General features: G+C 73.8%; 22 protein-coding genes. 13 read left to right on the top strand and 9 right to left on the bottom strand.

From position 1 onward, the window contains the following. Positions 1-98 precede the first annotated feature (98 nt). From ACFVFQ_RS00570 to thiI, 11 genes are all read left to right on the top strand, one after another. Complete coding sequence (locus ACFVFQ_RS00570; protein WP_383406132.1) at positions 99-1,043, top strand: ornithine cyclodeaminase family protein; 945 nt, start codon at positions 99-101, stop codon at positions 1,041-1,043. A 183-nt stretch (positions 1,044-1,226) separates the two neighbouring features. Next, entirely contained in the window at positions 1,227-3,410 is a 2,184-nt protein-coding gene (locus tag ACFVFQ_RS00565; RefSeq protein ID WP_383406984.1) for an FUSC family protein, read from the top strand. A 448-nt stretch (positions 3,411-3,858) separates the two neighbouring features. Then, positions 3,859-5,703, top strand: coding sequence for an asparagine synthase (glutamine-hydrolyzing) (gene asnB, locus ACFVFQ_RS00560; RefSeq protein WP_383406129.1), 1,845 nt, complete (start codon positions 3,859-3,861; stop codon positions 5,701-5,703). Between the two features lie 68 nt (positions 5,704-5,771). Then, positions 5,772-6,200 (top strand): MarR family winged helix-turn-helix transcriptional regulator, encoded by a 429-nt coding sequence (locus ACFVFQ_RS00555; RefSeq protein ID WP_383406126.1) that lies wholly within the window; start codon positions 5,772-5,774, stop codon positions 6,198-6,200. 276 nt (positions 6,201-6,476) lie between these two features. Continuing rightward, positions 6,477-7,487, top strand: a complete 1,011-nt coding sequence (locus tag ACFVFQ_RS00550) for a DUF1259 domain-containing protein (RefSeq protein ID WP_383406124.1) — start codon at positions 6,477-6,479, stop codon at positions 7,485-7,487. Between the two features lie 124 nt (positions 7,488-7,611). Then, positions 7,612-8,514, top strand: a complete 903-nt coding sequence (locus ACFVFQ_RS00545) for an ornithine cyclodeaminase family protein (RefSeq protein WP_383406121.1) — start codon at positions 7,612-7,614, stop codon at positions 8,512-8,514. Positions 8,515-8,758: 244 nt separating this feature from the next. Next, entirely contained in the window at positions 8,759-9,703 is a 945-nt protein-coding gene (locus tag ACFVFQ_RS00540) for a GNAT family N-acetyltransferase (protein WP_383406118.1), read from the top strand. Positions 9,704-9,814: 111 nt separating this feature from the next. Further along, entirely contained in the window at positions 9,815-10,564 is a 750-nt protein-coding gene (locus tag ACFVFQ_RS00535; RefSeq protein ID WP_383406115.1) for a class I SAM-dependent DNA methyltransferase, read from the top strand. A 251-nt stretch (positions 10,565-10,815) separates the two neighbouring features. Then, positions 10,816-12,435 carry an ABC-F family ATP-binding cassette domain-containing protein gene (locus tag ACFVFQ_RS00530; protein ID WP_383406112.1) on the top strand — a complete coding sequence of 540 codons (1,620 nt, stop codon included), beginning with the start codon at positions 10,816-10,818 and terminating at the stop codon, positions 12,433-12,435. Positions 12,436-13,110: 675 nt separating this feature from the next. After that, positions 13,111-14,013: a glycosyltransferase family 2 protein gene (locus ACFVFQ_RS00525; RefSeq protein ID WP_383406109.1), complete on the top strand. Its 903-nt coding sequence runs from the start codon at positions 13,111-13,113 to the stop codon at positions 14,011-14,013. 212 nt (positions 14,014-14,225) lie between these two features. Further along, on the top strand, positions 14,226-15,605 hold the full coding sequence (gene thiI, locus ACFVFQ_RS00520) for a tRNA uracil 4-sulfurtransferase ThiI (protein ID WP_383406106.1): 1,380 nt from the start codon (positions 14,226-14,228) through the stop codon (positions 15,603-15,605). Here the strand turns inward: thiI and ACFVFQ_RS00515 are convergent. From ACFVFQ_RS00515 to ACFVFQ_RS00475, 9 genes are all read right to left on the bottom strand, one after another. Then, positions 15,538-16,350 (bottom strand): ArsR/SmtB family transcription factor, encoded by an 813-nt coding sequence (locus tag ACFVFQ_RS00515; RefSeq protein WP_383406103.1) that lies wholly within the window; start codon positions 16,348-16,350, stop codon positions 15,538-15,540. The two genes, thiI and ACFVFQ_RS00515, sit on opposite strands and share 68 nt — an antisense overlap. 121 nt (positions 16,351-16,471) lie before the next feature. Continuing rightward, a complete protein-coding gene (locus ACFVFQ_RS00510) occupies positions 16,472-16,954 on the bottom strand; it encodes an Hsp20/alpha crystallin family protein (protein ID WP_383406100.1) in 483 nt (160 codons plus the stop codon). 453 nt (positions 16,955-17,407) lie between these two features. After that, positions 17,408-17,635, bottom strand: a complete 228-nt coding sequence (locus ACFVFQ_RS00505; protein ID WP_383406097.1) for a DUF1918 domain-containing protein — start codon at positions 17,633-17,635, stop codon at positions 17,408-17,410. A gap of 172 nt (positions 17,636-17,807) precedes the next feature. Continuing rightward, the gene (locus ACFVFQ_RS00500) at positions 17,808-18,278 is read right to left on the bottom strand and encodes an Hsp20/alpha crystallin family protein (RefSeq protein ID WP_383406094.1); all 471 of its coding nucleotides are present in this window, start codon (positions 18,276-18,278) and stop codon (positions 17,808-17,810) included. A gap of 120 nt (positions 18,279-18,398) precedes the next feature. Next, positions 18,399-19,889, bottom strand: coding sequence for an ATP-binding protein (locus tag ACFVFQ_RS00495; RefSeq protein WP_383406091.1), 1,491 nt, complete (start codon positions 19,887-19,889; stop codon positions 18,399-18,401). Between the two features lie 149 nt (positions 19,890-20,038). Then, the gene (locus ACFVFQ_RS00490) at positions 20,039-20,701 is read right to left on the bottom strand and encodes a CBS domain-containing protein (RefSeq protein ID WP_383406088.1); all 663 of its coding nucleotides are present in this window, start codon (positions 20,699-20,701) and stop codon (positions 20,039-20,041) included. Positions 20,702-20,884: 183 nt separating this feature from the next. Further along, positions 20,885-21,799, bottom strand: coding sequence for a universal stress protein (locus ACFVFQ_RS00485; RefSeq protein ID WP_383406084.1), 915 nt, complete (start codon positions 21,797-21,799; stop codon positions 20,885-20,887). Positions 21,800-21,951: 152 nt separating this feature from the next. Continuing rightward, entirely contained in the window at positions 21,952-23,418 is a 1,467-nt protein-coding gene (locus tag ACFVFQ_RS00480; protein ID WP_383406081.1) for a sensor histidine kinase, read from the bottom strand. Then, positions 23,415-24,152 carry a response regulator transcription factor gene (locus tag ACFVFQ_RS00475; RefSeq protein ID WP_383406078.1) on the bottom strand — a complete coding sequence of 246 codons (738 nt, stop codon included), beginning with the start codon at positions 24,150-24,152 and terminating at the stop codon, positions 23,415-23,417. The genes ACFVFQ_RS00480 and ACFVFQ_RS00475 overlap by 4 nt, the downstream gene beginning before the upstream one ends. A gap of 155 nt (positions 24,153-24,307) precedes the next feature. On the opposite strand from ACFVFQ_RS00475, the gene ACFVFQ_RS00470 reads away from it, so the two are divergent. Both ACFVFQ_RS00470 and ACFVFQ_RS00465 read left to right on the top strand, forming a co-directional pair. Next, positions 24,308-25,669 (top strand): ferric reductase-like transmembrane domain-containing protein, encoded by a 1,362-nt coding sequence (locus ACFVFQ_RS00470; protein WP_383406075.1) that lies wholly within the window; start codon positions 24,308-24,310, stop codon positions 25,667-25,669. 71 nt (positions 25,670-25,740) lie between these two features. Then, positions 25,741-26,163, top strand: coding sequence for an FMN-binding protein (locus ACFVFQ_RS00465; RefSeq protein WP_383406071.1), 423 nt, complete (start codon positions 25,741-25,743; stop codon positions 26,161-26,163). Positions 26,164-26,174 lie beyond the last annotated feature (11 nt).

Genomic DNA, 26,174 nt, shown 5'->3' with positions numbered 1-26,174 from the left:
GCACCCGACCGGACATCGACGCCCCTCCCCTCCGCACCCTCCCCCCGGTGCGTCGTAGATCACGCATCCGGGCCCTGGTCCGGGGCAGACTCGGCGGTATGAGCACCACACCCCCGGTCCCCCACCTGCCGCGGACCATCGACGAGACCCGTCTGCTGCACGCCCTCCCGATGGCCGCGGCCGTCGACGCGCTGCGCGCCGCACTGCGCGACGGCCCGGACCCGGAGGCCGATCCGCCGCGCACCATCGTGCCCGTCGAGCACGGCCAGTTGCTGCTGATGCCCGCGCACCGCAGCCGCTACGCGGGCGTCAAGGTCGCCACCGTCGCCCCCGACAACCCGGCCGCCGGACTCCCCCGCGTCCAGGGCCAGTACCTCCTCTTCGACGCCGCGACCCTCGCCCCGGTCGCCCTGCTCGACGGGATCGCGCTGACCACCGTGCGCACCTCGGCGGTCTCCGCCCTCGCCGTCGATCTGCTCGCCGCCCCCGACGCCGCCCACCTGGTGGTGTTCGGCACCGGCCCGCAGGCCCGCGGCCACCTCGACGCGTTCCGCGCGGTGCGCCCGCTCAGCCGGGTCACCGTCGTGGGCCGCACCCCCGCCAACGTCGAGCGCTTCGTCACCGACGTCCGCCGGGACACCGGCCTGACCGTCGAGGCCGGCGACCCGACCGCGGTCGCCGCCGCCGACCTGGTCGCCTGCTGCACCACCGCCCGCACCCCGCTGTTCGACGGCGCGCTGCTGCCGCCGGGCGCCACGGTGACCGCGGTCGGCTCCCACGAGCGCGGCAGCCGCGAGGTGGACGGCACCACCGTCCTGGGCAGCACGGTCGTGGTCGAGTCCCGGGCCGCCGCGGCCCGCGAGGCCGGCGACCTGATCCCGGAGTTGGAGAGCGGCCGGCTCGCGCCCGAAGCGATGCTGACGCTCGCCGGTCTGGCCACCGGCGCCGCCACCGCGGACCCGGACCGCCCGCGCCTTTTCAAGAGCGTCGGCATGGCCTGGGAGGACCTCGCGGTGGCCGGCGCCGCCTACGAGGCCACCTGACGGGACGGATCTCGTCCGCTTTCCCGGTCCTCGTGCAATGCTGGGGACGCCCGGCCGACGGCATGTGACCTCGGCCGATGCCAAGGATGGGGAGCGTACGGCAGCGTGAAGGCAGCGATACGACGGACCAGTACCGGCATCTGGGACCGCTTCGCGGCGTCCGACCCGGGACTGCTGCGGCTGATGGCGGGGTTGCGGACGGTGGGGGCGATCGTGCTGGCCCTCGTCGCCCTGGCGTTGCTCGGCACCAGCGTCTCGCTCATGGTCGCCGGCGCGATGACGGCGATGGTCGCCACCTTCGCCATCCGGGAGAAGGAGGTGCGCGGCCAGGCCGTGACCCTCGGCCTCGGGCTGCCGACGGCGCTGGCCGCGGTGTCGCTGGGGGCGCTGCTGCACAACCAGGTCATCACCGGTGATCTGTTCTTCATCGCGCTGATCTTCGGCGCCGCCTACGCCCGTCGGTTCGGCGACCGCGGCACGGCCCTGGGCCTGATCGGCTTTCAGGTCTACTTCATCTCGCTGTTCGTGCACGCCACGGTGGCGATGCTGCCGGAGCTGTATCTGACCCTGGCCGTCGCGTTCGTATGCAGCGCGGTGATCCGGTTCGCGGTCGTCCGGGACACCCCCGAGCACACCCTGAGCCGGCTGCGGGAGGCGTTCCGGGCCCGCCTGGCCCAGTTGGTCGCCACCCAGCGGAAGTTGGTGGACGCCGACCCCGAGGAGCTGGACGGCGTCCTGGACGACCTGCGGCGGCACACCGCCCGGCTGCACGAGACGGCGCTGATGATCCAGGGCCGCCTGGAGGAGGGCACCCGGGACGCGGCCACCGCGGCGCTGCTCCAACGCCGCATCGCGGACGCCGAGATCGCCGCCGAACGCCTGGGCATGACGCTGCTCAACGCCCGCAGTGCGGAACGCACCGACACCCTCACCCTGCACCTGCCGCACGCCCCGGTGCCGGCCGGCTCGAAGCCCCTGCAGTCCGAGGGCGACGCCGTGCCCACCCTGCGCCGGGACCTCGAAGCGCTGAGCCTGTTGGTGGCCCACCGCTCCCCCGGCGACCGCGGCACCGCGCTCGCCCACGTCCGCAACCGACTGCTCGGCTACCGCGACGAGGACGAACTGCCGCGCGGCTCCGGGGCGGTGCAGGACGCGTTCCGTGCGCTCGGCGAGGCCGCCCGCGCCGTGCTGGGTCTGCGGATCGCGCTGGACGGACCGCAGGACGAGTCCGACGACACCTCGGCGACCACCCGCTCGCGGGAGGAGCTCGACGCCGAGGACCTGTCGATCGTCGGCGCCGAGGAGGACGAGGAGGACGAGCGCACCGGGCTCCAGCGACCCACCACCCGGGCCGCGTTCCAGGTCGCGGCGGGCTCCGCACTGGCCATCGTCGGCGGGGAGTTCCTGTCCACCCAGCGCTGGTACTGGGCGGTCCTGACCTGCTGGGTGGTGTTCCTGAACACCGCCTCCACGGGCGAGATCCTGGTCAAGGGCTACCGCCGGCTGCTGGGCACGGTCCTCGGTGTGATCGCCGGTGTGGCGCTGGCCGGGCTGGTGGGCAACCACACCTGGACGGCGTTCGCGCTGGTGCTGCTCTGCGTCTTCGGGATGTTCTTCACCGCGCCGCTGTCCTACGCGCTGATGTCCTTCTTCGTCACCGCGATGCTCGGCCTGCTCTACACCCTGCTCAACACCTACAGCGTCGCGACGCTGGTGCTGCGCATCGAGGAGACCGCGCTGGGCGCGGCGTGCGGGATCATCGCCGCGGTGCTGGTGCTCCCGGTGCACACCGACCGGCGCACCGACGAGCACCTCGGCACCGTCCTGGACCGGCTCCAGGACGCGGTGTCGGCGGCGGTGACCCAGCTCTCCGGCGGCCCCGCTGAGGACCTGCTGACCCGGGCCCGCGATCTGGACACCGCCCTCAACGACCTGCGCGGCTCCACCCAGCCGCTGGTGCACCCCATCACCCCGCTGCGGGTGCGCCGGCAGACCGCGCGCTATCTGGTGGCGCTGCTGGAGACCTGCGCCTACCACGCGCGTTCGCTGGCGGCGACGGCCGAACTCCTGCCGGCCAGCCGGTCGGTGGCGGCCGATCCCCGGCTCGCCCGCGCCGGTCGGCGGATCGCGCGCAACATCGAACTGATCGCCGCGCGGGTGAACGACGAGCCGATCGACGGTGAGGTGGAGGCGGGGGCCAGCATCGCCTCGCTGCTGGAGGCGGACGGTTCGCCGGTGCCGCCGTCGCACACCGTCACCTTCCGGGTACTGCGGCACCTCCAGCGCCTCGACGAGGGCGTGGTGGGTATCGCCCGCGCCCTGGACGTACCGGTCGCCGGGCGGACGGGCCGCAAGAAGAGCGTCTGACGCGGGACCACCGGGCCGGCCGTGCGGAGCTCCGCGCGGCCGGCCCGATCCCGTTCCACAGCGCTCCCGTTCCGCTCCTTTCTGTCACTTCCCGGTAAAACCTTTCTCTCGTTCCCGTAGGCCGCCCGCTCCCTCGGCGGCGCCACCCGACGCCCGCCCCCGCGCCGAACCCGCAGCTCAGCACCGTCGCACCGGCCGCCCGCCGGGCCCACACCCGCGCCCCGGCGGGCCCCCGAGCTCCCCGCTCCGTGTTACGCCCTGGTTGACGCGACCGGCTTCCGAGGAACACTCTCGTTACATAGGTGCTCGATACAACTGACTCTGGTGAGACGGGTCGGGCGACCGTTCCTCGGCGTTGCCCGCCCCCTCCCGACCCCGGTCCGCCGCGGCCCGTCCCCGCGGTTCCGCGGCGCCGGCGGCCCCAGGGCTCGGAGTAGGAGGACAAGGCATGTGCGGCATCACCGGCTGGATTTCCTTCAACCGCGAACTGCGCGCCGAGCAGGCGACCGTGGACGCGATGACCGAGACGATGGCCTGCCGCGGGCCCGACGACCGCGGCACCTGGGTACAGGGACCCGCGGCACTCGGCCACCGGCGCCTGGCCATCATCGACCTGCCGGGCGGACGGCAGCCGATGACCGCCGAGCGCGCCGACGGCACCAAGGTCGTCCTGGTGTACTCCGGTGAGACCTACAACTACGGCGAGCTGCGCAGCGAACTGGTCGACAAGGGACACCGGTTCACCACCGACTCCGACACCGAAGTCGTGCTGCACGCCTACCTGGAGTGGGGCGAGGCGGTCGCCGAACGCCTCAACGGGATGTTCGCGTTCGCGGTCTGGGACGAGCAGCGCCAGCGGCTGGTGATGGTCCGCGACCGGATGGGCATCAAGCCGTTCTACTACTACCCCACCGCCGACGGCGTGCTGTTCGGCTCCGAGCCGAAGGCGATCCTGGCCAACCCGCTCGCCGAGCGGCGGGTCGGCCTGGACGGGCTGCGCGAGATGTTCGCCTTCGTCAAGACGCCGGGTCACGCGGTATGGGAGGGCATGCAGGAGGTCGAGCCGGGCACCGTGGTCACCGTCGACCGCGACGGGCTGCGCCGGCACGTCTACTGGGCGCTGCGCACCCGGGCCCACCAGGACGACCGCGAGACCTCCATCGGCCACGTCCGGACCCTGCTCGACGACATCGTCCGCCGCCAGTTGGTCTCCGACGTGCCGCGCTGCACCCTGCTGTCGGGCGGGCTGGACTCCTCGGCGATGACCGCGCTGGCGGCCCGTCAACTCGGCGAGGCGGGCGAGACGGTGCGCAGCTTCGCCGTCGACTTCGTCGGCCAGACCGAGAACTTCATCGCCGACGACCTCCGCGCCACCCCCGACACCCCCTTCGTGCACGACGTGGCGCGGCTCGCCCGCACCGAGCACCAGGACATCGTGCTGGACTCCGCCACCCTGGCCGACCTCGACGTCCGCGCCAAGATGATCCGGGCCCGCGACATACCCATGGGCCTGGGCGACATGGACTCCTCGCTGTACCTGCTGTTCAAGACGATCCGGCAGCACTCGACGGTGGCGCTGTCCGGCGAGTCGGCCGACGAGGTCTTCGGCGGGTACAAGCAGTTCTTCGACGAGGACGCCCGCAAGGCCAACACCTTCCCCTGGCTGGTGGGCTTCATCCAGCACTTCGGCGACGACGACCACATCCTCACCTCCGAGCTCAACGGCGCCCTGGAGCTGCCCTCCTACGTCCAGGACAACTACGACCGCGCCATCAAGGACGTCGAACGGCTCGACGGGGAGAGCGACTTCGAGTACCGGATGCGGAAGATCTGCTATCTGCACCTGACCCGCTTCGTGCGCATCCTGCTGGACCGCAAGGACCGGGCGAGCATGGCCGTCGGCCTGGAGGTGCGGGTCCCGTTCTGCGACCACCGCCTGGTGGAGTACGTCTACAACACCCCCTGGTCGCTGAAGTCCTTCGACGGGCGGGAGAAGAGCCTGCTGCGCGAGGCCACCGCCGACGTGCTGCCGCGCTCGGTGTACGACCGGGTGAAGAGCCCGTACCCGTCCACCCAGGACCCGCAGTACGCGGTCGCGCTCCAGCAGCACGCCAAGGACCTGTTGGCGCGCCCCTCGCACCAGATCTTCGACGTCGTGGACCGCAACTGGCTCCAGCGCGCGGCGGACCACAACGCGCCGCAGATCACCCAGGCGTCCCGGCGCGGCCTCGAACGCACCCTGGACCTGGCCCTCTGGTTGGAGATGTACTCCCCCACCATTACGCTCTCCTGATCCACGGCGGGGCCCCGACGGGCCCCGCCTCGGACCTGAAGTCCGGTACGGCAGGCGATGGGTGAGCGATGACGATCGGTGACGACGCGGCGCTGCAGCTGGTGGTCTCGCTGCACCGGCTCACCCGGAGCCTGCGCAGGTCCGCCACGGCAAGCAGCATCCAGCTCACGCACACCGCGGTGCTGGCGCTGTTGACCCAGCGCGGACCGTCCCGGATCGGGGAGATCGCGCAGTGGGTGCCGTGCTCCCAACCCACCGCCACCGCGGCCGTCCTCGGCCTGGAGTCCGCCGGCCTGGTGCGCCGGGAGGCGGACCCCAAGGACCGGCGCGCCAGCCGGGTCCTGCTCACCGAGCGGGGCGCGGCGGCGCTGGCGGAGGTGGCCCGCGGCGAGGCCCAGGTACTCGCCCGACGCCTGAGCGTGCTCCGCCCGGAGGAGGTCCGGCTGCTCGCCGAGGTGGAACCGGTGCTCCGCCGGCTCGCCGAGGCCGGGGACTGACGCGCAGCGCGCCCACCGGTGACGGCGGCTCAACAGCAAGCCCGCTGCGGCGCGTTGCCCGCCGATGCGCTGCGCTGGTCGGCGCGCGGCGGCCGCGCCGCCACGACCCACCTCCACGGGAACGGGCCTGCATGCACCGGCCCCCCGCCCTCGCCCACCCGCTCACCCATCCCGCTGGACCGCTTAGCCCACCTGGCCTCTCATGACGAGATGACGGGGCCTCAGGTCGGCGATGCTGCCACTCCTCATGGAGGTCCTCGTGGAGGTGCTCAGGTAATGGCTGGAGACAGACAGCAGACCACCGACCCGCGCGTGGGGTCCCCGCGGCGGCGCGTGCTGGCCGCGGCGGCGCTCGCCCCCGTACTGGCCGCGACGCCCGACCCCGCCCGCGCCCGCCCCGCCGCCGGCCCCGCCGAGCCGGCCACAGCGCACCAGCGGAAGCTGATCACCCCCGTCCACACCACCCTCGACGACTGGAAGGCCGTCGCCAAGGCGATGGGCCGCAGCGGCGACATGAAGCGCAAGGTGATGTTCCACATCGGGCTCCCCCGCCGGGACCTCCGGGTGGTCTCCCACCGCATCCACGTCAAACCGGCCCTCGCCCTGGGCTCGCACTGCTCCTTCGTCCGCTACACCGACCACAGCACCCTGCTGATGGGCGACATCGTGGTGACCGAGCACGAACTCCAGGACTTCGTCGACACGTTGCAGGAACACCGGATCGGGCTGACCGCCCTGCACAAGCACCTGCTGGCCCAGCATCCCGACGTCTGGTGGGTCCATGTGCACGCGCACGGCCACCACCCGGTGGCGCTGGCGCGCGGGCTGCGCGCCGCGTTCGACGGCACCGCGACCCCGCCGCCGGCCGCGTCCGACCCGGACGACGAGGTCGACCTGGACACCGCCCGGATCGACCGCGCCCTGGGCGTCAAGGGTTCCGTGGACGACGGGATCTACAAGTGCATCTTCGTCCGCCGCGAGAAGATCACCGACGGCCATATGGTGCTGCCCCCGGGCCTGGGCTCGACCAGTGCCCTCAACTTCCAGCCGCTGGGCCACGGGCGGGCCGCGATCAGCGCGGACTGCTGCATGGTGGCCGACGAGGTCCAGCACGTCCTCCGGGCGCTGCGACGGGCCGGCGCCAAGCTGGTGGAACTCCACAACCACGGGCTGACCGACCACCCCCGGCTGTTCTTCGTGCACTTCTGGGTGGTCGGCGACGCGGTCCGGCTCGCCCGCGCGCTGCGTCCCGCGTTGGACGCCACCAACGTCGTCCCGGCCGGCTGATCCGGCCGCCGGGCGTCCGCGGGCGACGGGCCAACGACCACGGTGCGGACGGCAGTTGCCGGCCCGGCGCCGGGCCGGCACAGTGCTGACCGTCGACTCCGGACCGCCCGAAGGGAACGCCCCGGTGACCGTGGCACTGCTCGATGACGACGATGTCCGCGCCCACTTGGACGCCCCGACGGCGGTCCGCGCGGTGCGCGGGGCGCTGCTGGCGGCACACCACGGCACTCTGGACGCGCCGCCCCGGGTCCGGGCCGGGTTCGGGGACGGCGACCTGGTGATCACCGCGGGGCGGCTGCGCTCCCAGGAGCTGTTCGGCTTCCGCGCCTACGACACCTTCGCCGGCGCGGAACAACTCGTCGCCGTATGGGGCACGACGGACGGCCGGCTGCGGGCCGTGGTGCACGGCGCCGAGCTGGGGCGGCGGCGGACCGGGGCGATCGGCGCGGTGGCGGTGGACGCGGCGGCCCGGCCCGGTCCGGTCCGGGTCGCGCTGGTCGGGGCCGGGCCGCAGGCGTGGGCGCAGCTCTGGGCCCTGGGCGCGGTGCGGGAGGTGACGGACGCCGTGGTGGTGGCCCGCCGCCGGGAGCGGGCCGCCGCCTTCGCCCACCGGGCGGCCGACGAACTCGGCGTCGCCGTCCGGCCGGTGGCCACGGTCGAGGAGGCGGTCACCGACCGGGACGTGGTGATCGTGGCAACCGGCAGCGCGGTGCCGGTGCTGGACGCCGACTGGCTCGCCCCGGGCACCCATCTGACCACTCTGGGCCCCAAGTCCACCACCCACCACGAGGTGCCCGCCGCCCTGGCCGACCGGGCCGGCGTGCTCCTCACCGACTCCCCCGCGCAGTCGGCCAGTTCCCCCGGCACGCCCCTCTTCCCCGCCGACCGGCTGATCCCTCTCGGCGCGGTCCTCGCCGGGGCGGCCCCCGCCCGCAACGGGCCCGACGACCTCACGGTCTTCAGTTCCGTCGGCCTGGCCGGCACCGAGGTCGCGGTCGCCGCGGCGCTGTGCGGGGCCGTGCCGTAGTGACCCGATCGCCCCGGCGCGCCAACTCCCGTCCCCGAAAAGGAGTTGCGCGGTTCTCCGTCGTGGGATTACCTCTACCTCTCCTTCCGATCCCCGGCCGCCAGGTGCCGCCGGGCCAGGCCGACATGACGAGAGGAGGGACGGGCCGATGACCGCCATGACCATCCCGCTCGTCCCCTCCCGGGGTTCCGACCAGAGCTGAACCCCGGGGCGGACGGGCACCTTCAAGGGAGTCCCCCCAACCGTGGCAACACCCGAACTGACGCTGCGTCCGCTCGCCGGACCGCACGAGCTCGACCTCTTCAACCGCCTGCCCTACCTCCTCAACGACGAGCTGGCGGACGACCTCGCCCAGGGCCGTCGACGACCCAAGTGGCTGTGGCTGGCACTTCGCGACGGCCGGCCGCTGGCCAGGCTCGCCTGGTGGAGCCGCCCGGGGGACGACGCCCCGGCCCTGCTGGACCTGCTCGACCTCGACGACGATCTCCCGGGCCACGAGCGGATCGACGTCGGCATCCGCCTGCTGCGCACCGCCATGGCCGCCACCCTCCCGCGCGGCGCCCGCCCGCCCGCGTACGGCCGTTACGTCCCGCCCGACTGGCGCGACACCCCGGCCACCCGGCAGGCCGTCGAGGACCGGATGACGGTCCTGGAGCGCGCCGGCGCCCGGCCGTTCGTCGAGCGGCTGCGCCTGGAGTGGCGCCCGGGGACACCGGTCCCCGCACCGACCGGGCGCCTCACCTTCACCCCGGCCCCGGACCCGGAGCGGCTGCTCACCCTGATGACCGGGGCGCTCGCCGGCACCCTGGACGCACACAGCCGCGCCGACCTGACCCGGATGTCCCCGCGCGCGGCCGCCGTCGCGCACTACGAGGGGGAGCTCGCCAACTACACCACCCCCAGGGACTGGTGGCGCGTCGCCGCCCTCCCCGGGGGCGCTCCGGTGGGCTTCGTCCTCCCCGCCCACAACGGCTACCACGCCATCGTCGCCTATATCGCCGTGCTGCCCGAACACCGCGGCCACGGCTACATCGACGAGCTGCTCGCCGAGGGCACCCGCGTCCTCGCCGCCCAGGGCGTCCCCCGCATCCGGGCCTCCACGGACCTGGGCAACTCCCCCATGGCGGCCGCCTTCCAGCGCGCCGGCTACGTCAACTTCGGCCGCGAGATCACCATGGTGTGGGACTGAGCGGACAGGGCCCGCGGGCTGTGCCGGCAGCGCCGCGCTCCGGTCCGCGGGCGCCCGAACCCGCCGGAAAATGCCGAGCGGTGGGCCCGGCCGGCGCAGTACGGTCCGGGCATGGTGGACGAGGACGGGTACTTCGGAGAGGGCGTCGCGGCACGGTACGACGCGGACGAGGCGGAGATGTTCGCGGCGGAGGCGGTGGATCCGGCGGTGACGCTGCTGGCCCGACTGGCCGGTCGGGGACGGGCGTTGGAGCTGGGCATCGGCACCGGACGGATCGCGTTGCCGCTGGCCCGCCGCGGGGTCCCGGTGCACGGCATCGACCTGTCCCGGGCGATGGTCGCCCGGCTGCGGGCCAAGCCGGGCGGCGACGACATCGACGTGACCATCGGCGACTTCGCCACGACGCGGGTGGCCGGGAGCTTCTCCGTCGCCTATCTGGTCTTCAACACGCTCATGAATCTGACGTCCCAACAGGCGCAGGTCGACTGCTTTTGCAACGTCGCGCACCACCTCGAACCGGGCGGCGCCTTCGTCATCGAGGTGATGGTCCCCGAGCTGCGCAAACTGCCGCCCGGGGCGCAGGCCGTCCCGTTCCAGATCGGCCCGACCCGCTGGGGCTACGACGTCTACGACGTGGCGACGCAGGCGTTGAGCTCCCACTACGTCGAGGTGGTCGACGGCCGCGGCCGCTTCGCCTCGACGCCCTTCCGGTACGTCTGGCCGGCGGAGCTCGATCTGATGGCGCAGCTCGCCGGGTTGCGGCTGCGCGAGCGGTGCGGCGGGTGGGCGGGCGAGCCGTTCACAAGCGAGAGCCAACGGCACGTGTCCGTCTGGGAGAAGCCCGTCCGCGCCGAGGGGTAAGGGGAGTTGACCGGTCGCCTCCCTCGTGCGCCCCGAGCCGGCCGGGAGACGTCACCGGCGCGAAAACCGATTGGCCGGCGGGCCCCGGACCGGGAAGAGTGCGGTGTGAGAGCGCCGCGCGGGACGCGGTCCCCCTCCCGATACAGCGACAAGCGGACGTGATCACGGTCGCTGGAGGGGGCGCCGACCGTCGCGCTGCGCTCGGTGCAGGGTTCCGAATTTCCGCAACGATTCCTCAGTTTGGGCCGATCATGGGGCATGTAGAAGTCGCGCACGTGGAGTACTACCTGCCGGACGGGCGGGTGTTGCTCGATGACGCCTCCTTCCGGGTGGGCGAGGGGGCCGTCGCCGCGCTCGTCGGGGCGAACGGCGCCGGCAAGACCACGCTGTTGCGGCTGATCTCGGGCGAGTTGAAGCCGCACGCCGGGTCGGTGACGGTCAGCGGGGGCCTGGGGGTGATGCCGCAGTTCGTCGGCTCGGTGCGGGACGAGCGGACGGTGCGCGATCTGCTGGTGTCGGTCGCACCGGAGCGGATCCGGCACGCGGCGCACGCCGTCGACGCGGCCGAACTCGCCCTCATGGAGCGGGACGACGAGGCGGCGCAGATGCGCTACGCCCAGGCGTTGAGCGACTGGGCGGAGGCGCGCGGCTACGAGGCCGAGACGGTGTGGGACATGTGCACCATGTCGGCGCTGGGCATTCCGTACGAGAAGGCGCAGTGGCGGGCGGTGCGGACGCTGTCCGGCGGCGAGCAGAAGCGGCTGGTGCTGGAGGCGTTGCTGCGCGGCCCCGACGGGGTGTTGCTGCTCGACGAGCCGGACAACTACCTGGACGTGCCGGGGAAGCAGTGGCTTGAGGAGCAGTTGCACCAGACCCGCAAGACGGTGCTGTTCGTCTCGCACGACCGGGAGTTGCTGGCGCGGTCCGCGCAGCGGATCGTGAGCGTGGAGCCCGGGCCGGCCGGCAGCGATGTCTGGGTGCACGGTGGCGGCTTCACGACGTACCACGCGGCGCGGGCGGAGCGGTTCGAGCGGTTCGAGGAGCTGCGGCGGCGGTGGGACGAGAAGCACGCCCAGTTGAAGCGCCTGGTAACCGACATGCGGCAGTACGCCTCGCGCAGCGACGAGATGGCCTCGCGGTACCACGCGGCGCAGACCCGGCTGCAGAAGTTCGAGGAGATCGGCCCGCCGCCGGAGCCGCCGCGGCCGCAGAAGATCACCATGCGGCTCAAGGGCGGCCGCACCGGAGTGCGCGCGGTCACCTGCCAACGGCTGGCGCTGACCGGCCTGATGAAGCCGTTCGACCTGGAGGTCTTCTACGGCGAGCGGGTTGCGGTGCTGGGCTCCAACGGGTCGGGGAAGTCGCACTTCCTGCGGCTGCTGGCGGGCGAGGAGGTGGCGCACACGGGGCAGTGGAAGCTGGGCGCCCGGGTGGTGCCGGGGCACTTCGCGCAGACCCATGCGCACCCCGAGCTGATGGGGCGCACGCTGGTCGACATCCTGTGGACCGAGCACGCGAAGAGCCGGGGGCCGGCGATGAGCGCGCTGCGCCGTTACGAGCTGGACCAGCAGGGGGACAAGCCGTTCGAGAAGCTGTCCGGCGGGCAGCAAGCCCGGTTCCAGATCCTGCTGTTGGAGATCGACGGCGCCACCGCGCTCCTGTTGGACGAGCCGACCGACAACCTCGACCTGGAGTCGGCCGAGGCGCTCCAGAAGGGCCTTGAGGCGTACGAGGGGACGGCGCTGGTGGTCACGCACGACCGCTGGTTCGCCCGGTCGTTCGACCGGTTCCTGGTCTTCGGGCAGGATGGCCGGGTCCGGGAGGTGCCGGAACCGGTGTGGGACGAGGGACGGGTGGAGCGCCACCGCTAGGAGAGGGCCTTCATGTGGCTCTCCCAAGGGCTGTCCGATCCCGGCCATCTGGCCATCTGGCCATCGGACGGCCCCTAGGCCCTGTCGTCAAACTCCCGTCTGCCGTCCGGCGCCCGGCCCGCCCTTCGGGCGAACGACGGGAGTTTGACGACAGGACCTAGCGCACGCGGCGCGGGAGAGGAAATCCGCCGCCACCCTCGGGGCGGAGTCTCGGCCGTGTTCGGACCGGATTCCGATGCGCCGTTCGGGCGGCCGGACTCCGGACGAACAGGGCGCGCCCAGAAGGGCGTTCGGGGCCCGACGGCCGCCCCCGTGCAACACCCGTCCCAGAGCCATGCACCCACCTCAGCATCCCCACCCCTGCCACCGCGAGGGGTGGCGCGCGGCCGGCGGAACGCCGGTTGGGCGCTCTACTGCACCGGAACATTCCCGTCAAGATGGTGAATTCGGGCCCGAAAGTGGGCAGTTGACCCTCGTCTTGACGCGGTGATTGACTTCCCGCATCACCCGGCGCCGCTCCGCGCCCGCGGCCCACAGGCCAGAAAGGGATCACCGGGTCCGTCGGGATCCGCGGGCACCGTCACGGCTCCGGGTGAGCTGTGGTCACGCATGCCCTTCAACAGGCTGCCGCCCGTCGAGGATCGAGGCCCATCGGAGCGTGAGGATCACCGTCGCATGAGAATAAGCGTCGTCGTCCCCGCCTACCGCGCCCGGGACGCGCTGGAGTTGTGTCTGCTGGCCCTGGCCCGCCAATCACTCGACGCCGCGCACTCGGCCGAGGTGATCGTGGTGGACGACGGCTCCGCGGACGGCACGGACCGGATGGTGGCCACGCTGCCGGCCGGCCTCGACGTCCGTTACGTGTACGAGCCGCGCTCCCCCGCGTCCGGCCGGGCGCGGGCCCGCAACCTCGGGCTGGCGCACGCGACGGGCGACCTCGTCGTGCTGCTCGACGCGGACCAGGTGGTGGCGCCGACGTTCCTCGCCGAGCACGCCCGGGCCCATGCCGAGGGCGATGACCTGGTGGTCGTCGGCCGGCGGTTCCAGTTGGGGGACGGTCCGGTCGACCGGGAGCGGCTGCGGTACGAGTTCAGCTTCGAGGCGCTGCCGCCGGTGGTGCGGGGCGACGAACGGGAGCCGGTGCTGGAGGCGTTCGCCTGCGAGCTGGCCGGGCTGGAGACCGCCTGGCACTACGTGTGGGCGTGCAACGCCTCGGTGCGGCGCGGTCATCTGGTGGCGGCCGGCGGGTTCGACGAGGCGTTCGTCGGCTGGGGGTTGGAGGACGCCGAGCTGGGCTACCGGCTCACCCGCCGCGGCCTGCGGCTCCGCTACGCCACCGAGCCGGCCGTCTACCACCTGCACCGGGAGTCGCCCCCCGCGGCCCGGCACGGGGAATGGCGGCGCAACCTCGCCCACTTCGCGAGCGTGCACGACGACGTGGTGGTACTGCTCCAGCGGGTCTTCGAGCCGGTCGTCGACCCGACCGGCCCGGGCCGGGGCCGGCACGAGTGCGCGCTCCGCTTCGAACTCGCCGCCCGCGCACTCGCCGGCCGCCTGCGCCCCGCCCCGACGGGCTGAGCCCAGACCACCGTCGCGCACCGGCCGCTCCCCGGCAGGACGACGCGGCGCGCGGCGCACCGACGGATTCCCCCTCCCCGCTCCCAAGGGCGGGCCGCTCGGCGTGCCTACTCTGGAAGTGCGGCGGTCCGCCCCGTCCTACGGGTGGGGCATCGGACGAGGGTCCAACGGGCCCGCGCTCCGGGCCGTACGACGCCACCCGAAGGAGAGTTGTGTCCGGCGCACCATCCCTTTCCACCACCGGGACGCGCGGCCCCGATCGTTCCTGCGTCCTGCTCAAGCACGGCGAGATCTTCCTCAAGGGGCGCAATCGCCGTCTGTTCACCGAGCGGTTGCACGACAACCTCCGGGTGGCGCTGCGCGGCATCGGCGGATCGACCTGGATCAAGATCGCGCAGAACGTCACGGTGCTGGGCGGCCAGGTGCCGCAGGAGGCACTGGTCGAACGGGCCCGCCGGGTGATCGGCTTCAACTCCGTCCAGCCGGCGATCCGGGTGGACAGCTCCTTGGACGCCATCACCGCGGCGGCGGTGCGGACGCTCTCCGCGGTGGTCGCCCAGCGGCCGGTGGCCAGCTTCGCGGTGCGGGTCAAGCGCCGGGACAAGGCGTTCCCGATGACGTCGTCACGGCTGGAGGCCCACCTGGGGGCCCGGATCCAAGAGGCCCTGGACGGGCTGCCGGTGGACCTCTCCCACCCCGGCGTCCGGCTGGCCGTCGAGATCGACCACAAGGAGACCTATCTGTCCTGGGCCCGGTATCCGGGCCAGGGCGGGCTGCCGGTCGGGGCCAGCGGGCGGGCCCTGGCGCTGCTGTCGGGCGGCTACGACTCGCCGGTGGCCGCCTACCGCGCCATGCGTCGCGGTCTGGCCTGCGACTTCGTCCACTTCACGGGCGCGCCCTACACCAACGCGTCCTCGACGTACAAGGCGTACGCGCTGGCCCGGGAGCTCAACCGCTACCAGCCGCCGGGCCGGCTCCACGTCATCGCCCTCGGGCGTGCGCAGCGGCAGTTGGCGGTGGCCGGCGCGGGCCGGCTCCAGGTGGTCGCCCAGCGGCGGCTGATGGTCCGGGCCGCCTCGGCGCTGGCCGGCCGGATCGGAGCGCAGGCGCTGGTCACCGGGGACAGCCTGGGCCAGGTGGCCAGCCAGACGCTGGCGAACCTCGCGGCCGTGGACGAGGCCGCCGCGCTCCCCGTCGTCCGGCCCCTGGTCGGCTGGGAGAAGCAGGAGATCATCGACGAGGCCCGCGCCATCGGCACCGCGGACGTCTCCGTACTCCCGGACGAGGACTGCTGCCGGCTGCTCGCCCCGCCCCAGGTCAGCACCCGGGCCGCGCTGCCCCAACTGCACGCGCTGGAACGCCGCCTGGACCTCGACGAGCTGATCGCGGAACTGCTGGCCGGCGCCCAGATCATGCGGCCGGAGGCGGACGGTGAGGAGGACGGGGATAACGGAGACGGTGCCGGCGGCACGGAGGGCGCCGGGGCGGGGGCCCAAGTCGGCCAGGAACCGCCGGGGTTGTGGGTCAGGACTGAGGCTGGGTCTGGGGCTCGGGCTCCGGAAGCAGTTCGCCCGTCTCCAACAGGGTCTTGAGGTTGGACAACAGGGCGGGCCAGCCGTGCTGGACCATGCCGCGGGCCGTGGAGTCGGCGGCGAAGCCGTCATGGACGACGGTGAGCTTCACCATGTCGCCGAGCGGCTCGATCTCGAACGTCACCTTGGAGCGCGGCTCGGCCGCCAACTCGGCCTGGACGCCCTCGGCGACGCCCATCCGCCGGGCCCACTCCGGGGTGAAGGTGTGCCAGGTGTAGGACAGCCTCCGGTACGGGCTGGACTCCAGGACGACCTGCTCGGGGTGGGCGGTGGCGGCCCCGCCCTCGTTCCAGGTCATGGCCGACCCGGCGCGCCAGTCCGTGTCGAACTCCACGCCCCAGTAGCGGCTGGTGAAGGACGGGTCGGTGAGGGCCTGCCAGAGCCGCTCCGGCGTGGTCCGGATGTAGGTGGTGTAGACGAACGCGTTGCTGTCCATGGGGGGTGTCTCCAGTGCGTGTGTGAGGTCGGCGAGGGCGCGTGCCCGGTCGCGGTCGTAGTGGCTGATCCAGCGGTCGGCGAGGGCGTTGATCGGCTCGGCGTTGAGGTAGTGCAGCTTCTCCCGGCCGCGCCGGAGCGTGGTGATCAGGTTGGCCGCCTCCAGCACGGCCAGGTGCTTGCTCACCGACTGCCGGGTCATCTCCAGCTCCGCGCACAGCTCCCGCAGGGTCTGTCCGTTGCGGGCGTTGAGGCTGTCCAGCAACCGGCGGCGCCCCGCATCGGCCAGCGCTTTGAAGACCTCGTCCATGGCCCGCATCTCTCCTGCCCCGCCTCTTTATGCAACCTGTTGACTGCATAAAAAGTTAGGCAGCCGTTTGGCTGCATGTCAATCGGGACGGGCGCCCCCAGGGGACGGCGGGTGGGGACGGCTACTCCGTGATCTCGATCCGGCGGGGGGTCGCGGGCTCGGCCTTGGGGAGGGTCACGGTCAGCACCCCGTCGGTCAGGTTCGCCGTGACCTCGTCGGCCCTGACGTCGACGGGCAACGCCGCCCGGTACTCGAACCGGCCGGTCCGGCGGGTCGTCCGGCGCAGCACGCCCTCGCTCCCGCACTCCTTGCACTCGCCGGCGATGCGCAGTTCCCGATTGCCGATTTCGACGTCGACGTCCTCGCGCCGCACGCCGGGCAGTTCAGCCTCGACGACGTAGGCGTCTTCCGCCTCGTGCAGGTCCGAAAGCGGCGCCCACTGGGTCGGCCCGCCGCGCGCGGTGGCGCCGCCGGCGGACTCCAGCAGGCGGGCCATCCGCTGGTACAGGTCGTCGAACTCCGAGGCGATCGGCTCGCCCCAGCCCGACGGCGGCGGGAACTGTTCCAGGAAGCTGCCGGAACGGCGTCGCGCGGGCATGTTCATCGCGGTCACCTCCGCGGGACGAGGGTGGTCGGCCGCTGCGCGTGGCGCGGGCGGGCCTGTTTCCCATGCTGCGCGTCCCGGTGCGGGCCGGCGACTGCGGCGGGCGGGGCGCCGCTTCAGCCGAAGAGGCCGGGCACCCGGATCGTCCGCACCGGCCGCTTGGGCTTCGGCTCCTGGCGCGGCGGCAGCCGTCCGCCCGGCAACTCGTCGGCCCGCGGCGGCCTGCCGCCACCGCTCGGCGCACTCCCGGAACCGCCAGAGCCGCCAGAACTCCCAAAATCCCCGGTGGAGTTGGGTGAGCCGTCGGTGGCGTCGGACGCACCGACGCGCCCCGGCTTCCCGGGGCCGCCCGGGTTCCCGCCGCTCCGGCCGGACCTCCCGACCCGCCCCGGGTTACCGCTTCCCATAGCCCCAGCGCGCCGCCGACGCGCCGCCGCTCGGCGTCCCATCGGGCTACACCGCGTGCCGGGGCGCGTCGGTCCGCGCGGGGCGCGCCCCGGCGGTGCCTTCGGTGACGCAGCCCGGTCCGGGGAAGATCTCCGTCTCGTGACCGTCCTCGTAGCGGACCCGGTACGGGGGTTCGCCGTTGCGGCCGAGCACCTCGATCACCGTGGCCCGGTGTTCCGGGCTGCCCACCGCGCGTCCGGTGATGCGCAGTACGTCTCCCTTGTGCGCCTGCATCGCCGCTCACCCTTCCCTGCGCTGCCGTGACTGTCCGCGCACGCCGTTTCGGGCGTGCGCCGCGCCTCCTTCCAGTGTGCGTGCGTCGCCGCGCACCGCACGGGGACGGTGGCCGGCGCCGGGCGGGCACGGTACGGCCGGCGGCGGCAAGGCCCGGTGGCACCGGCCCTGTTCAGCCCTGGATCTCGACGTGGCGCGGCTTGGCGGCCTGCGCCTTCGGGATCGTCACGGTGAGGACGCCGTCCGTGAGCGAGGCGGTCACGTCGTCGGACCGCACGTCCACCGGGAGCAGCGCCCGGTACTCGAACCTCCCGGTGGGGCGGCCGCGGTGGCGCAGCACGCCGGGCCGCTCGCACTCCTTGAGCTCCCCGGAGATGCTCACCTCGTGCTCGCCGACCTCGACGTCGATGCCCTCGCGCCTGATGCCGGGCAGCTCGCACTCGACGACGTACGCCTCGTCGGTCTCGTGCAGGTCGGCCGGCGGCGCGAAGGCCGGCGTCTCGGCCAGTGGCGAGGTGAACGCGGCGGACTCCAGGAAGTGGTTCATCCGGTCGAACAGCTCCTGGAACTCGGCCATCGGCCGGGGCCAGCCCGTCCCGCGCTCCCACAGGCTTCCGCGCTGGTGGCGGCTCGGCAGGTTCATCGGGGGTCACCTCCCGTACGGCGACTGAACGCTCCTGCTGCTTCCATGCTGGCCACCGCTGTCGGGCCGGCGCGACTCGGACGGGCCCCGGGTAGCTGACGATGCGTCAGGGATGGGCGGTCACTCGCCGTGGTAGAGCCGGTCCGCGCCGACCAGCAGGACCTCGCCCTTGGCCTCGGCGGCGCGCAGCTCCGGGCCGAAGCCGACGCCGCTGTAGCAGGTGAGCACGGTCTGGGCGGTGTCCTCGCCGGCCGCGGTGGCCAGGGCGAGGATCCGGCGCAGCCGGGCCAGGTGCGAGAGGTCCATGACCTCGTTCCAGCGGGCCAGCCCGACCGAGAGCAGTGCCCCGGGCCGCCCGTCGGCGGTGCCCCGGACGACGACCTCGACGTCGAGCCGGGTGTTCCCCTCCGGATCGGGGACGGTTCCGCGGACCGCCGAGTGCACCGCGCCGCCGAAGGTGTCCCAGGCGACGTACCGGGTGACCCACTCCCGGCAGAGCTGGGCGAAGTGCGGGGCGGCCACCGTGGCGTCGAAGTCCGGGCGGATCCGGCGCCACACCTCGACCGTCTCCTCCTGCTCCAGCGCCGCGCGGTGCGGCCAGGCGATGGCGTGCTCGAAGGCGAGCAGCGGTTCGGCGATGCGGTAGCGGGTCAGCCCGGGCCGGAACGCGTCCGCCTCGTCGTGCAGCAGCCCGTGGTGGCGCATCGCGGCCAGGACGTGGGAGACGTCGTGGAGCGAGGCGCCGAGGCGGTCGGCGATCCCGCCGGGGGTGGAGCGGCCGCCGGCGATGGCGACCAGGACCGAGTGGCACAGCGCGCGGTCCGCGTAGTCGCCCTCCTGCTCCAGCAGGTGGCGGGCCTCCCAGAACAGCGGCACCCGGGGGTTGAGGACGGTCCGGCAGATCCAGGCGTCGAAGTCGTCCGGGCCGGCGGGGGCGTCGTCGCAGACCAGGTCGCCGCGGTAGGCGGGGGTGCCGCCGACGACGGCGTGCACCTGCACGGCGAGCCGGGGTGCCCGGATGCCCCAGAAGCGGGCCGCCTTGCGGAAGCCGAACGGCCGCACCGCCACCTCCAGGGAGGCCAGGCCGTGCAGCGAGGAGGGGCCGGCGAACAGCCGGCGGATGACGGCGGGGCTGGCGCCGCTGAGGATCAGGCGGGTGCGGTTGTGCGGGCGCTCCTGGTGCACGCGGAGGAAGGCGCAGTGCAGGAGCGAGGAGAGCGCGGGGCTGTGTCCGACGAGTTCGGGGAAGTCGTCGATGATCACCGCGGTGGGGCGCTCGTCGCCCAGCGCGAGCAGCGCCTCGGCGGCCTCGTCCCAGTGGTGCCAGTGAGGCGGCCGGTCGGCGCCGGTGTGCTCGGCGAGCCGCTCGGCCAGGCGCCGCAGGGACTCCGCCTCGGCCGCCGCCTGCCCGTCGAAGTAGAAACCGCCGGTGGCCCGGCTGAGCGCCTCCAGCAGGACGGTCTTGCCCTGGCGGCGCTGGCCCGAGACCAGCGCGAGGGTGGCCCCGGGACGGGAGTCGCAGACGAAGCGCGCGAGGTCCGTCCACTCTTCGGCGCGGTCGAAGATCCGGTCGGGCCGGGCCGGCAGGGTCGTGGCATCCGATGGCGACACGGGTCCGCTCCCCTCGTTACGGGCCGCCGGCGGCGGCCGGCGGCCGTCCTCGCTGTCCGTACGGGTCGCTGTGGGTCAAGTACACCTCCGGCGTCCGGCCGCTGTCGCCCCGGCGGGCCGTACGGGGCACCGCGCTCCGGGGGCGTCGATCAGCCCGGTTCGGGGGCCGGTTGCCCGGGTCGGGCGGGGGTGGCGTCGGGTACGGCGGCGTCCCCGGCAGCGTCGTCGCGCGCGTAGGTGAGCCGGTCGACCACCTCGATGACGCCGTCCACGTTCTCGCAGAGCCGGACCGCGATCGGGAGCAGGCTCTTGCGCTCCAGGGTGCCGGTGAGGGTGACGGTGCCGTCGGCGACGTCGACGGTGACCGCGGACGGTGAGACGCCGAGCGTGCGGGTCAACACCTCCTCCAGGATCTCCTCCTGGATCGCCCGGTCCCGGCGCAGGAAGAGCTGGACGAGGTCGCTGCGGCTGATCACGCCGATCAGCCGCTCGGCGTCGTCGACGACGGGGAGCCGCTTGACCTTGCGCTGCTCCATCGTCCGGGCCGCCTCGACCACGCTCCACTCCGGCCGTGCCACCACGGCGGGACTGGTCATGATCGCCTCGGCGGTGGCGGCGCCGGCCTTGGACAGCTGCCGGCGCAGCAGGTCGGCTTCGGAGACCACGCCCACCGGCCGCCCGTCGTCGTCGACGACCGGTACGGCGGTGATGTCGTACTCGTCGAGCAGCCGCGCGATCTCCCGGAAGAGGGTGCCGCGCTGGACGGTGACGGCGTTGGGGGTCATCAGGTCGGCCACTCTGCGGTGCCTCATGGTGCGCCACTACCTCCGGATGTGCCTGGTTGGGTCGGCTCCGGCCGGTTTCGACCGGAGTCCTGTCTTCATGATCCCGCGTCGGGCCGCCGAACGGCGCACGGAGTCCGGGTGCGACGACAAAGCGGTGTCGCGGCGGCGCTCTGGCTAGGGCCTGTCCGACCCGGGCCCATCGGACAGGCCCTAGTCGTGCGGGACGACGGCAACGGGGCAGGTCACGTGATGGACGGCGGCATGGACGACGGGGCCGATGCGGGGTGTGGGCAGTCGTCGTTGCGCTCGGCGGCCGACCACCAGGAGCCCGGCGCCCTGGGCGGCCTCGACGACGGCGCGGGCCGGGCTGTCCGACAGCAGGGTCCGCTGCACGGGCACGTCGGGGAACCGCGCCCGCCAGGGGTCGAGCGCCTCCCGCAACTCATTCTCCGCGGCCGCGGTCACCTCGGCCGCCGCGTCCGGGTCGACGCCCCAGGGGGTGTAGACCTGCACCGGGAACGGGCGGCCGTGCACCACCTGGAGCAGCACACCGCGGCCGGCCGCCGCGTCGAAGGCGAACTCCAGCAGCCGCCCGGCCGGCCCACTGAGGCTGACCCCGACCACGACCCGCGGCCCGGAGACCGCCGCTTCCGCTGGGGCGGGCGGTTCTTCGACCGGCGGCCGCGGGCGGTCCGGCGTCGCCGGCGCGTCGGCTCGGACGAGGACGACCGGGCCCGCGGCCCGCGCCACCACGCTCAGACTGATGTCGCCGAGGACGAAGCTCTTCCAGGCCGACAGGGCCCGGGAGCCCAGGACCAGCAGTCGGGACTCCGCGGCGGCCCGCAGCAGCGCCGGCTCCGGCTCGTCCCCGACGAGGTCCTCGATGATCCGCAGTTGCGGGTGGCGGGATTGGACCGCGTCCGTGGCGGCGCGGATGACCTGGCGGGCGTACACGTTCTGGTCCCGCTCGGGGGCGGTGTCCGGTGCCTGGGCGGCCAGCAGTATCCAGGCGTGCAACAACCGCAGCACGGCTCCCCGCCGGTGGGCCTCGTCGGCGGCCCACTGCGCCGCGGCCAGGCTCTCCGCCGAGCCGTCGAGCCCGACGGTGATGATCTCCGGCTCCATGGCTGTCCCTCGACACGAACGGTGGGCGACGCGCTCGCCCGCGGACCGGGGGTATCGGCCCCGCGCTATCGAGCCTGCGCGCCCGCGCCCTGCAGGGCCAGTGGGCCGAAGGTCACCAGGTCGGGGCCGGACGCCCCGGGCCGACGGGGCCGTCAGCCGTCGGCCGTGGCCGCCCGAGGCCCGTCGGTCGGAGGGCTCTTCGGCAGGGTGACCGTGAACGCCGTCCGCCCGGGTCGGCTGACCAGGGCGACCGTGCCGCGGTGCGCGGTGACCACCGCGTGCACGATGGCCAGGCCCAGCCCGGTGCCGCCGGCGGCGCGGGAGCGGCCGTGGTCGGCGCGGACGAACCGGCCGAAGACCTCGGGCCGGAGCTCCTCCGGGACCCCCGGGCCGTCGTCGGCGACGGTCAGCCGTACGGTCCCGGAGGCGGCCCGCAGGCGTACCGTGACGGCGGTTCCGGCGGGGGTGTGGGTCCGGGCGTTGGCCAGGAGGTTGCCGACGACCTGGTGCAGCCGGTGCTCGTCGCCGGTGACCGTCACCGCCGTCTCGGGCAGGTCCAGCAGCCAGCGGTGGTCGGGGCCGGCCGCCCGGGCGTCGTCCGTGGCGACCAGGACCAGGCGGGTCAGGTCGACCGGCGTCCGTGCCAGGGCGCGGCCGGCGTCGAGCCGGGCGAGCAGCAGCAGGTCGTCGACCAGGCGGCTCATCCGTTCCGATTCGGCGTTGATGCGCTCCAGCGCGTGCCGGACCTCGCCGGGCACCGGCCCCCGGTGGCGGAAGGCGAGCTCGGCGTGGCCGCGGACGTTGGCCACCGGGGTGCGCAGCTCGTGGCTGGCGTCGGCGGCGAACTGGCGCAGCCGCTCCTCGCTGGCCTGGCGGCGCTCCAGGGCGTTGCCGACGTGGCCGAGCATCTGGTTCAGGGCGGTGCCGACCCGGCCGACCTCGGTCCGCGGGTCGACGACCGGCACCGGCGCCGGCATGGCCACCTCCCCACTGGCGAGCGGCAGTTGCGCCACTCCGGCCGCGGTGGCGGTCACCCGCCGCAGGGGGCGCAGGGACAACCGCACCCACAGCGCCCCGACCACGCCCGTGGCCAGGAGCGCCCCACCGAAGACGGCCGCCTCCACCGCTTCCAGCCGGTGCACGGTCTCCTCCACCGGGTGCATCGGCAGCCCGGTGACCAGGACGTCGCCGTCGTCCCCGGGCACCGCGTTGAGTCGGTAGCCGCCGACTGCGGAGAGGTGGACGGTGTGCCCGGTGCCGTCGGTCGGCAGTGCGGCCAGCGCGCTGCGGTCGTGGGCGGTGAGCGGTACCCGGGTGTCGTTGGTCTCCCGCACGACGGCGGCCTGTGTGGGGGCGCCGCGCAGCAGCCGCGCCCCGAAGGTGCCGTTCGCCTGGCCCCGGGTGTCGGGCTGGTTGTCGGCGTCGGGTTTCGCCTCGTGTTCCAGGCTGGCGGCGAACCGGCCGGCGGAGGCGGACAGTTGCTGGTCCAGGCGCCCCACGAGGAACCCGCGAAGGGCGAGGACGGTGGTGATACCGACGGCCGCGCAGGCGAGCGCGAGGAGCGCGACGAGCCCGGCGGTGAGCTGGCCGCGCAGGCTGCGCGGGAGGGGCGGCCTCATGCGGGGTCGGGCCTGAGGACGTAGCCGACGCCGCGCACGGTGTGGATCATGGCTGGCCGGCCGGCGTCGATCTTCTTGCGCAGGTAGCTGATGTAGAGCTCGACGACGTGGGCCCGGCCGCCGAAGTCGTAGGACCAGACGCGGTCGAGGATCTGTGCCTTGGACAGCACCCGCCGCGGGTTGCGCATCAGGAAGCGGAGCAGTTCGAACTCGGTGCGGGACAGCTCGACGAGGTCGGCGCCGCGGAACACCTCCCGGGCCTCCTCGTCCATGACGAGGTCCCCGACGACCAGCCGGTCCCCTGCCGGCTCCCGGGCCATGCCGGCCCGGCGCAGCAGTCCGCGCAGCCGGGCGATGACCTCTTCCAGGCTGAACGGCTTGGTGACGTAGTCGTCGCCGCCGGCGGTGATGCCGGCGATCCGGTCCTCGACGGAGTCCCGGGCGGTCAGGAAGAGCACACAGACGGTCTCCACTTCCCGGCGCAGCAGGTGCAGGAGTCGGAGGCCGTCGGTGTCCGGCAGCATCCAGTCGAGGACGACGGCGTGCGGGCGGAAGGCCCGGGCGGTGGCGAGCGCGGTGGCGCCGTCGGGTGCGGTGCGGACCTCCCAGCCCTCGTCCGCCAGGGCGCCGGAGAGGACCTCGGTGAGGTCCGGTTCGTCGTCGATCACCAGGACCCGGACCGGCGAGCCGTCGGCGGTGTTGAGGCGGGCGGGGGTGGTGCGGTGGTTCGTCATCGTGCCTCCAGCATCCCTCGCTCCGCTGTGCACCTGGTCGCCGGGGCCTCTCAGTTTCCTGTGAATCTTCCCGTGAATCCGGGGCCAAGCCGGCGCTCAGAGGTTCCTCAGAGGTTCCGCTGGCACGCTGGCGGCCCCCTCGGAAACGGAGCCCCATGAGTGTCCTCGCCCCTCCCCGCGCCGACGCCCCCAAGCGCCGGTCCTGGCGCCCGCCGGCCGTCGCGGCCCCGGTGCTGGCGCAGCTCGTCGTCTGGGCTGGTGCGGCCGGGGTCCTGGGCCTGTGGTGGGTGGACACCGCGTCGGTGACCGGGCCGGCGGGCTGGCTGACCGGCGCCGGCCGGATCACCGGGCTGCTGGCCGGGTACGCCTGCGCGGTGCTGGTCGCGCTGATGGCGCGGGTGCCGCTGCTGGACCACACCGTCGGCACCGACCGGCTGGCCCGTTGGCACGCGATGGGCGGGCGGTACGCCGTCGGGCTGGCGCTGGCCCACACCCTGCTGATCGTCTGGGGGTCCGCGCTCACCGTGCACAGCGGGGTGGTGCAGGAGACCGCCACCCTGGTGCTCCACTACCCGGACATGCTCAAGGCCACCGCAGGGTTCCTGCTGCTGGTCGGCACCGGCGTGGTCTCCGCACGGGCCGCCCGCCGCCGGCTGAGCTACGAAACCTGGCACTACCTGCACTGCCTCACCTACGCGGCGCTGTTCCTCACCTTCGGGCACCAGCTCTCCAACGGCGCGGACTTCGTGGGCAATCGGGCCGCGCAGTTGGCCTGGTACGCGCTGTACCTCGGGGTGGCGGCCCTGGTGGCGTGGTACCGCTTCCTGCTCCCACTGCGGCGGGCGCTGCGCCACCGGCTCCGGGTGACGCAGGTCCACCCGGAGGCGCCGGGGGTGTTCTCGGTGCACCTCACCGGGCGGCGTCTGTTGGACCTGGGGGCCGAGCCCGGGCAGTTCTTCCGTTGGCGCTTCCTGGCGCCCGGGCTGTGGTGGACCGCCACGCCGTACTCCCTGTCGGCGCCCCCGCGCCCCGACCTGCTGCGGATCACGGTGAAGGCGGCCGGTGGCCACAGCGCGGCGCTGGCCCGGCTCCGGCCCGGTACCCGGGTCTGGGCGGAGGGCCCCTACGGGGCGTTCACCGCGGCGCGGCGCAGCGCCCCGAAGGTGCTGCTGTTGGCGGGCGGCGTCGGCATCACCCCGCTGCGCACGCTCTTCGAGACCCTCCCCGGCGAGGTCACCCTGCTCTACCGGGTCCGCCGCCCCGAGGACCTCGCGCTCCGCGGGGAGCTCGACGCGATCGCCGCCGCCCGCGGCGCGGTGGTGCACTACTCCGTCAGCCAACCCGAGGGCGCCTCCTGGCCGTTGACGGCCCGCGCCCTCGGCCGGCTGGTACCGGACCTGGCGGCGCACGACGTCTACGTCTGCGGGCCGCCCGGCATGACCGAGGCCGCGCGCCGCGCCCTGCGGGCCGCCGGCGTGCCGCGGCACCGCGTCCACCACGAGTCCTTCGACTTCTGAACGCCTGAGTGCGTCCCGTTCCGATCCCCATCCGCATCCGCATCCGCATCCGCATCCGCAAGGAGTCCCGCGTGCGCCGAGCCGTCCTCACCACCGCGTCCACCGGTGCGCTGGTCGTCCTGCTGCTGTCGCTCAAACCGCACCAGCCGCCCGGCCCGCCGGCGGTCGCTGCGGCCCCGTCCCCGGCCAGCACCCGGCATCCCGGTGGCCGGCCCACCGACGGCACCTACACCGGCGCTCCGGTCGCCACCCGCTACGGGACCGTGCAGGTCGCCGCCACGGTCAAGGGCGGCCGATTGACGGCCGTGAAGGTGCTCCAGGTGCCCTCCGAGAGCGGGCGGGACCAGGAGATCGCCGCCTACGCGGTGCCCCGTCTGACGCAGGAGGCGCTGAGCGTCCACGGTGCCGCGATCGACGCGGTGTCCGGCGCCAGCTACACCAGCGCGGGCTATGTCCAGTCGCTCCAGAGCGCGTTGGACCGGGCCGGTGCCTGACCGCGCGCGGC

The sequence above is a fragment of the Streptomyces sp. NPDC057743 genome, from assembly GCF_042798755.1.
Lineage (GTDB): Bacteria > Actinomycetota > Actinomycetes > Streptomycetales > Streptomycetaceae > Streptomyces.
This window is presented reverse-complemented; position numbering and strand designations above follow the sequence as displayed.

Bases quoted from the DNA above. Each gene is read 5' to 3' on its own strand.
- ACFVFQ_RS00550 (WP_383406124.1), top strand. From the start codon at position 6,477: ATGGCTGGAGACAGACAGCAGACCACCGACCCGCGCGTGGGGTCCCCG.
- ACFVFQ_RS00500 (WP_383406094.1), bottom strand. From the start codon at position 18,278: ATGAACCTGCCGAGCCGCCACCAGCGCGGAAGCCTGTGGGAGCGCGGG.
- ACFVFQ_RS00530 (WP_383406112.1), top strand. From the start codon at position 10,816: ATGGGGCATGTAGAAGTCGCGCACGTGGAGTACTACCTGCCGGACGGG.
- ACFVFQ_RS00570 (WP_383406132.1), top strand. From the start codon at position 99: ATGAGCACCACACCCCCGGTCCCCCACCTGCCGCGGACCATCGACGAG.
- asnB (WP_383406129.1), top strand. From the start codon at position 3,859: ATGTGCGGCATCACCGGCTGGATTTCCTTCAACCGCGAACTGCGCGCC.
- ACFVFQ_RS00535 (WP_383406115.1), top strand. From the start codon at position 9,815: ATGGTGGACGAGGACGGGTACTTCGGAGAGGGCGTCGCGGCACGGTAC.
- ACFVFQ_RS00475 (WP_383406078.1), bottom strand. From the start codon at position 24,152: ATGACGAACCACCGCACCACCCCCGCCCGCCTCAACACCGCCGACGGC.
- ACFVFQ_RS00485 (WP_383406084.1), bottom strand. From the start codon at position 21,799: ATGGAGCCGGAGATCATCACCGTCGGGCTCGACGGCTCGGCGGAGAGC.
- ACFVFQ_RS00470 (WP_383406075.1), top strand. From the start codon at position 24,308: ATGAGTGTCCTCGCCCCTCCCCGCGCCGACGCCCCCAAGCGCCGGTCC.
- ACFVFQ_RS00490 (WP_383406088.1), bottom strand. From the start codon at position 20,701: ATGAGGCACCGCAGAGTGGCCGACCTGATGACCCCCAACGCCGTCACC.
- ACFVFQ_RS00555 (WP_383406126.1), top strand. From the start codon at position 5,772: ATGACGATCGGTGACGACGCGGCGCTGCAGCTGGTGGTCTCGCTGCAC.
- ACFVFQ_RS00565 (WP_383406984.1), top strand. From the start codon at position 1,227: ATGGCGGGGTTGCGGACGGTGGGGGCGATCGTGCTGGCCCTCGTCGCC.
- ACFVFQ_RS00480 (WP_383406081.1), bottom strand. From the start codon at position 23,418: ATGAGGCCGCCCCTCCCGCGCAGCCTGCGCGGCCAGCTCACCGCCGGG.
- ACFVFQ_RS00510 (WP_383406100.1), bottom strand. From the start codon at position 16,954: ATGAACATGCCCGCGCGACGCCGTTCCGGCAGCTTCCTGGAACAGTTC.
- ACFVFQ_RS00525 (WP_383406109.1), top strand. From the start codon at position 13,111: ATGAGAATAAGCGTCGTCGTCCCCGCCTACCGCGCCCGGGACGCGCTG.
- ACFVFQ_RS00505 (WP_383406097.1), bottom strand. From the start codon at position 17,635: ATGCAGGCGCACAAGGGAGACGTACTGCGCATCACCGGACGCGCGGTG.
- ACFVFQ_RS00515 (WP_383406103.1), bottom strand. From the start codon at position 16,350: ATGGACGAGGTCTTCAAAGCGCTGGCCGATGCGGGGCGCCGCCGGTTG.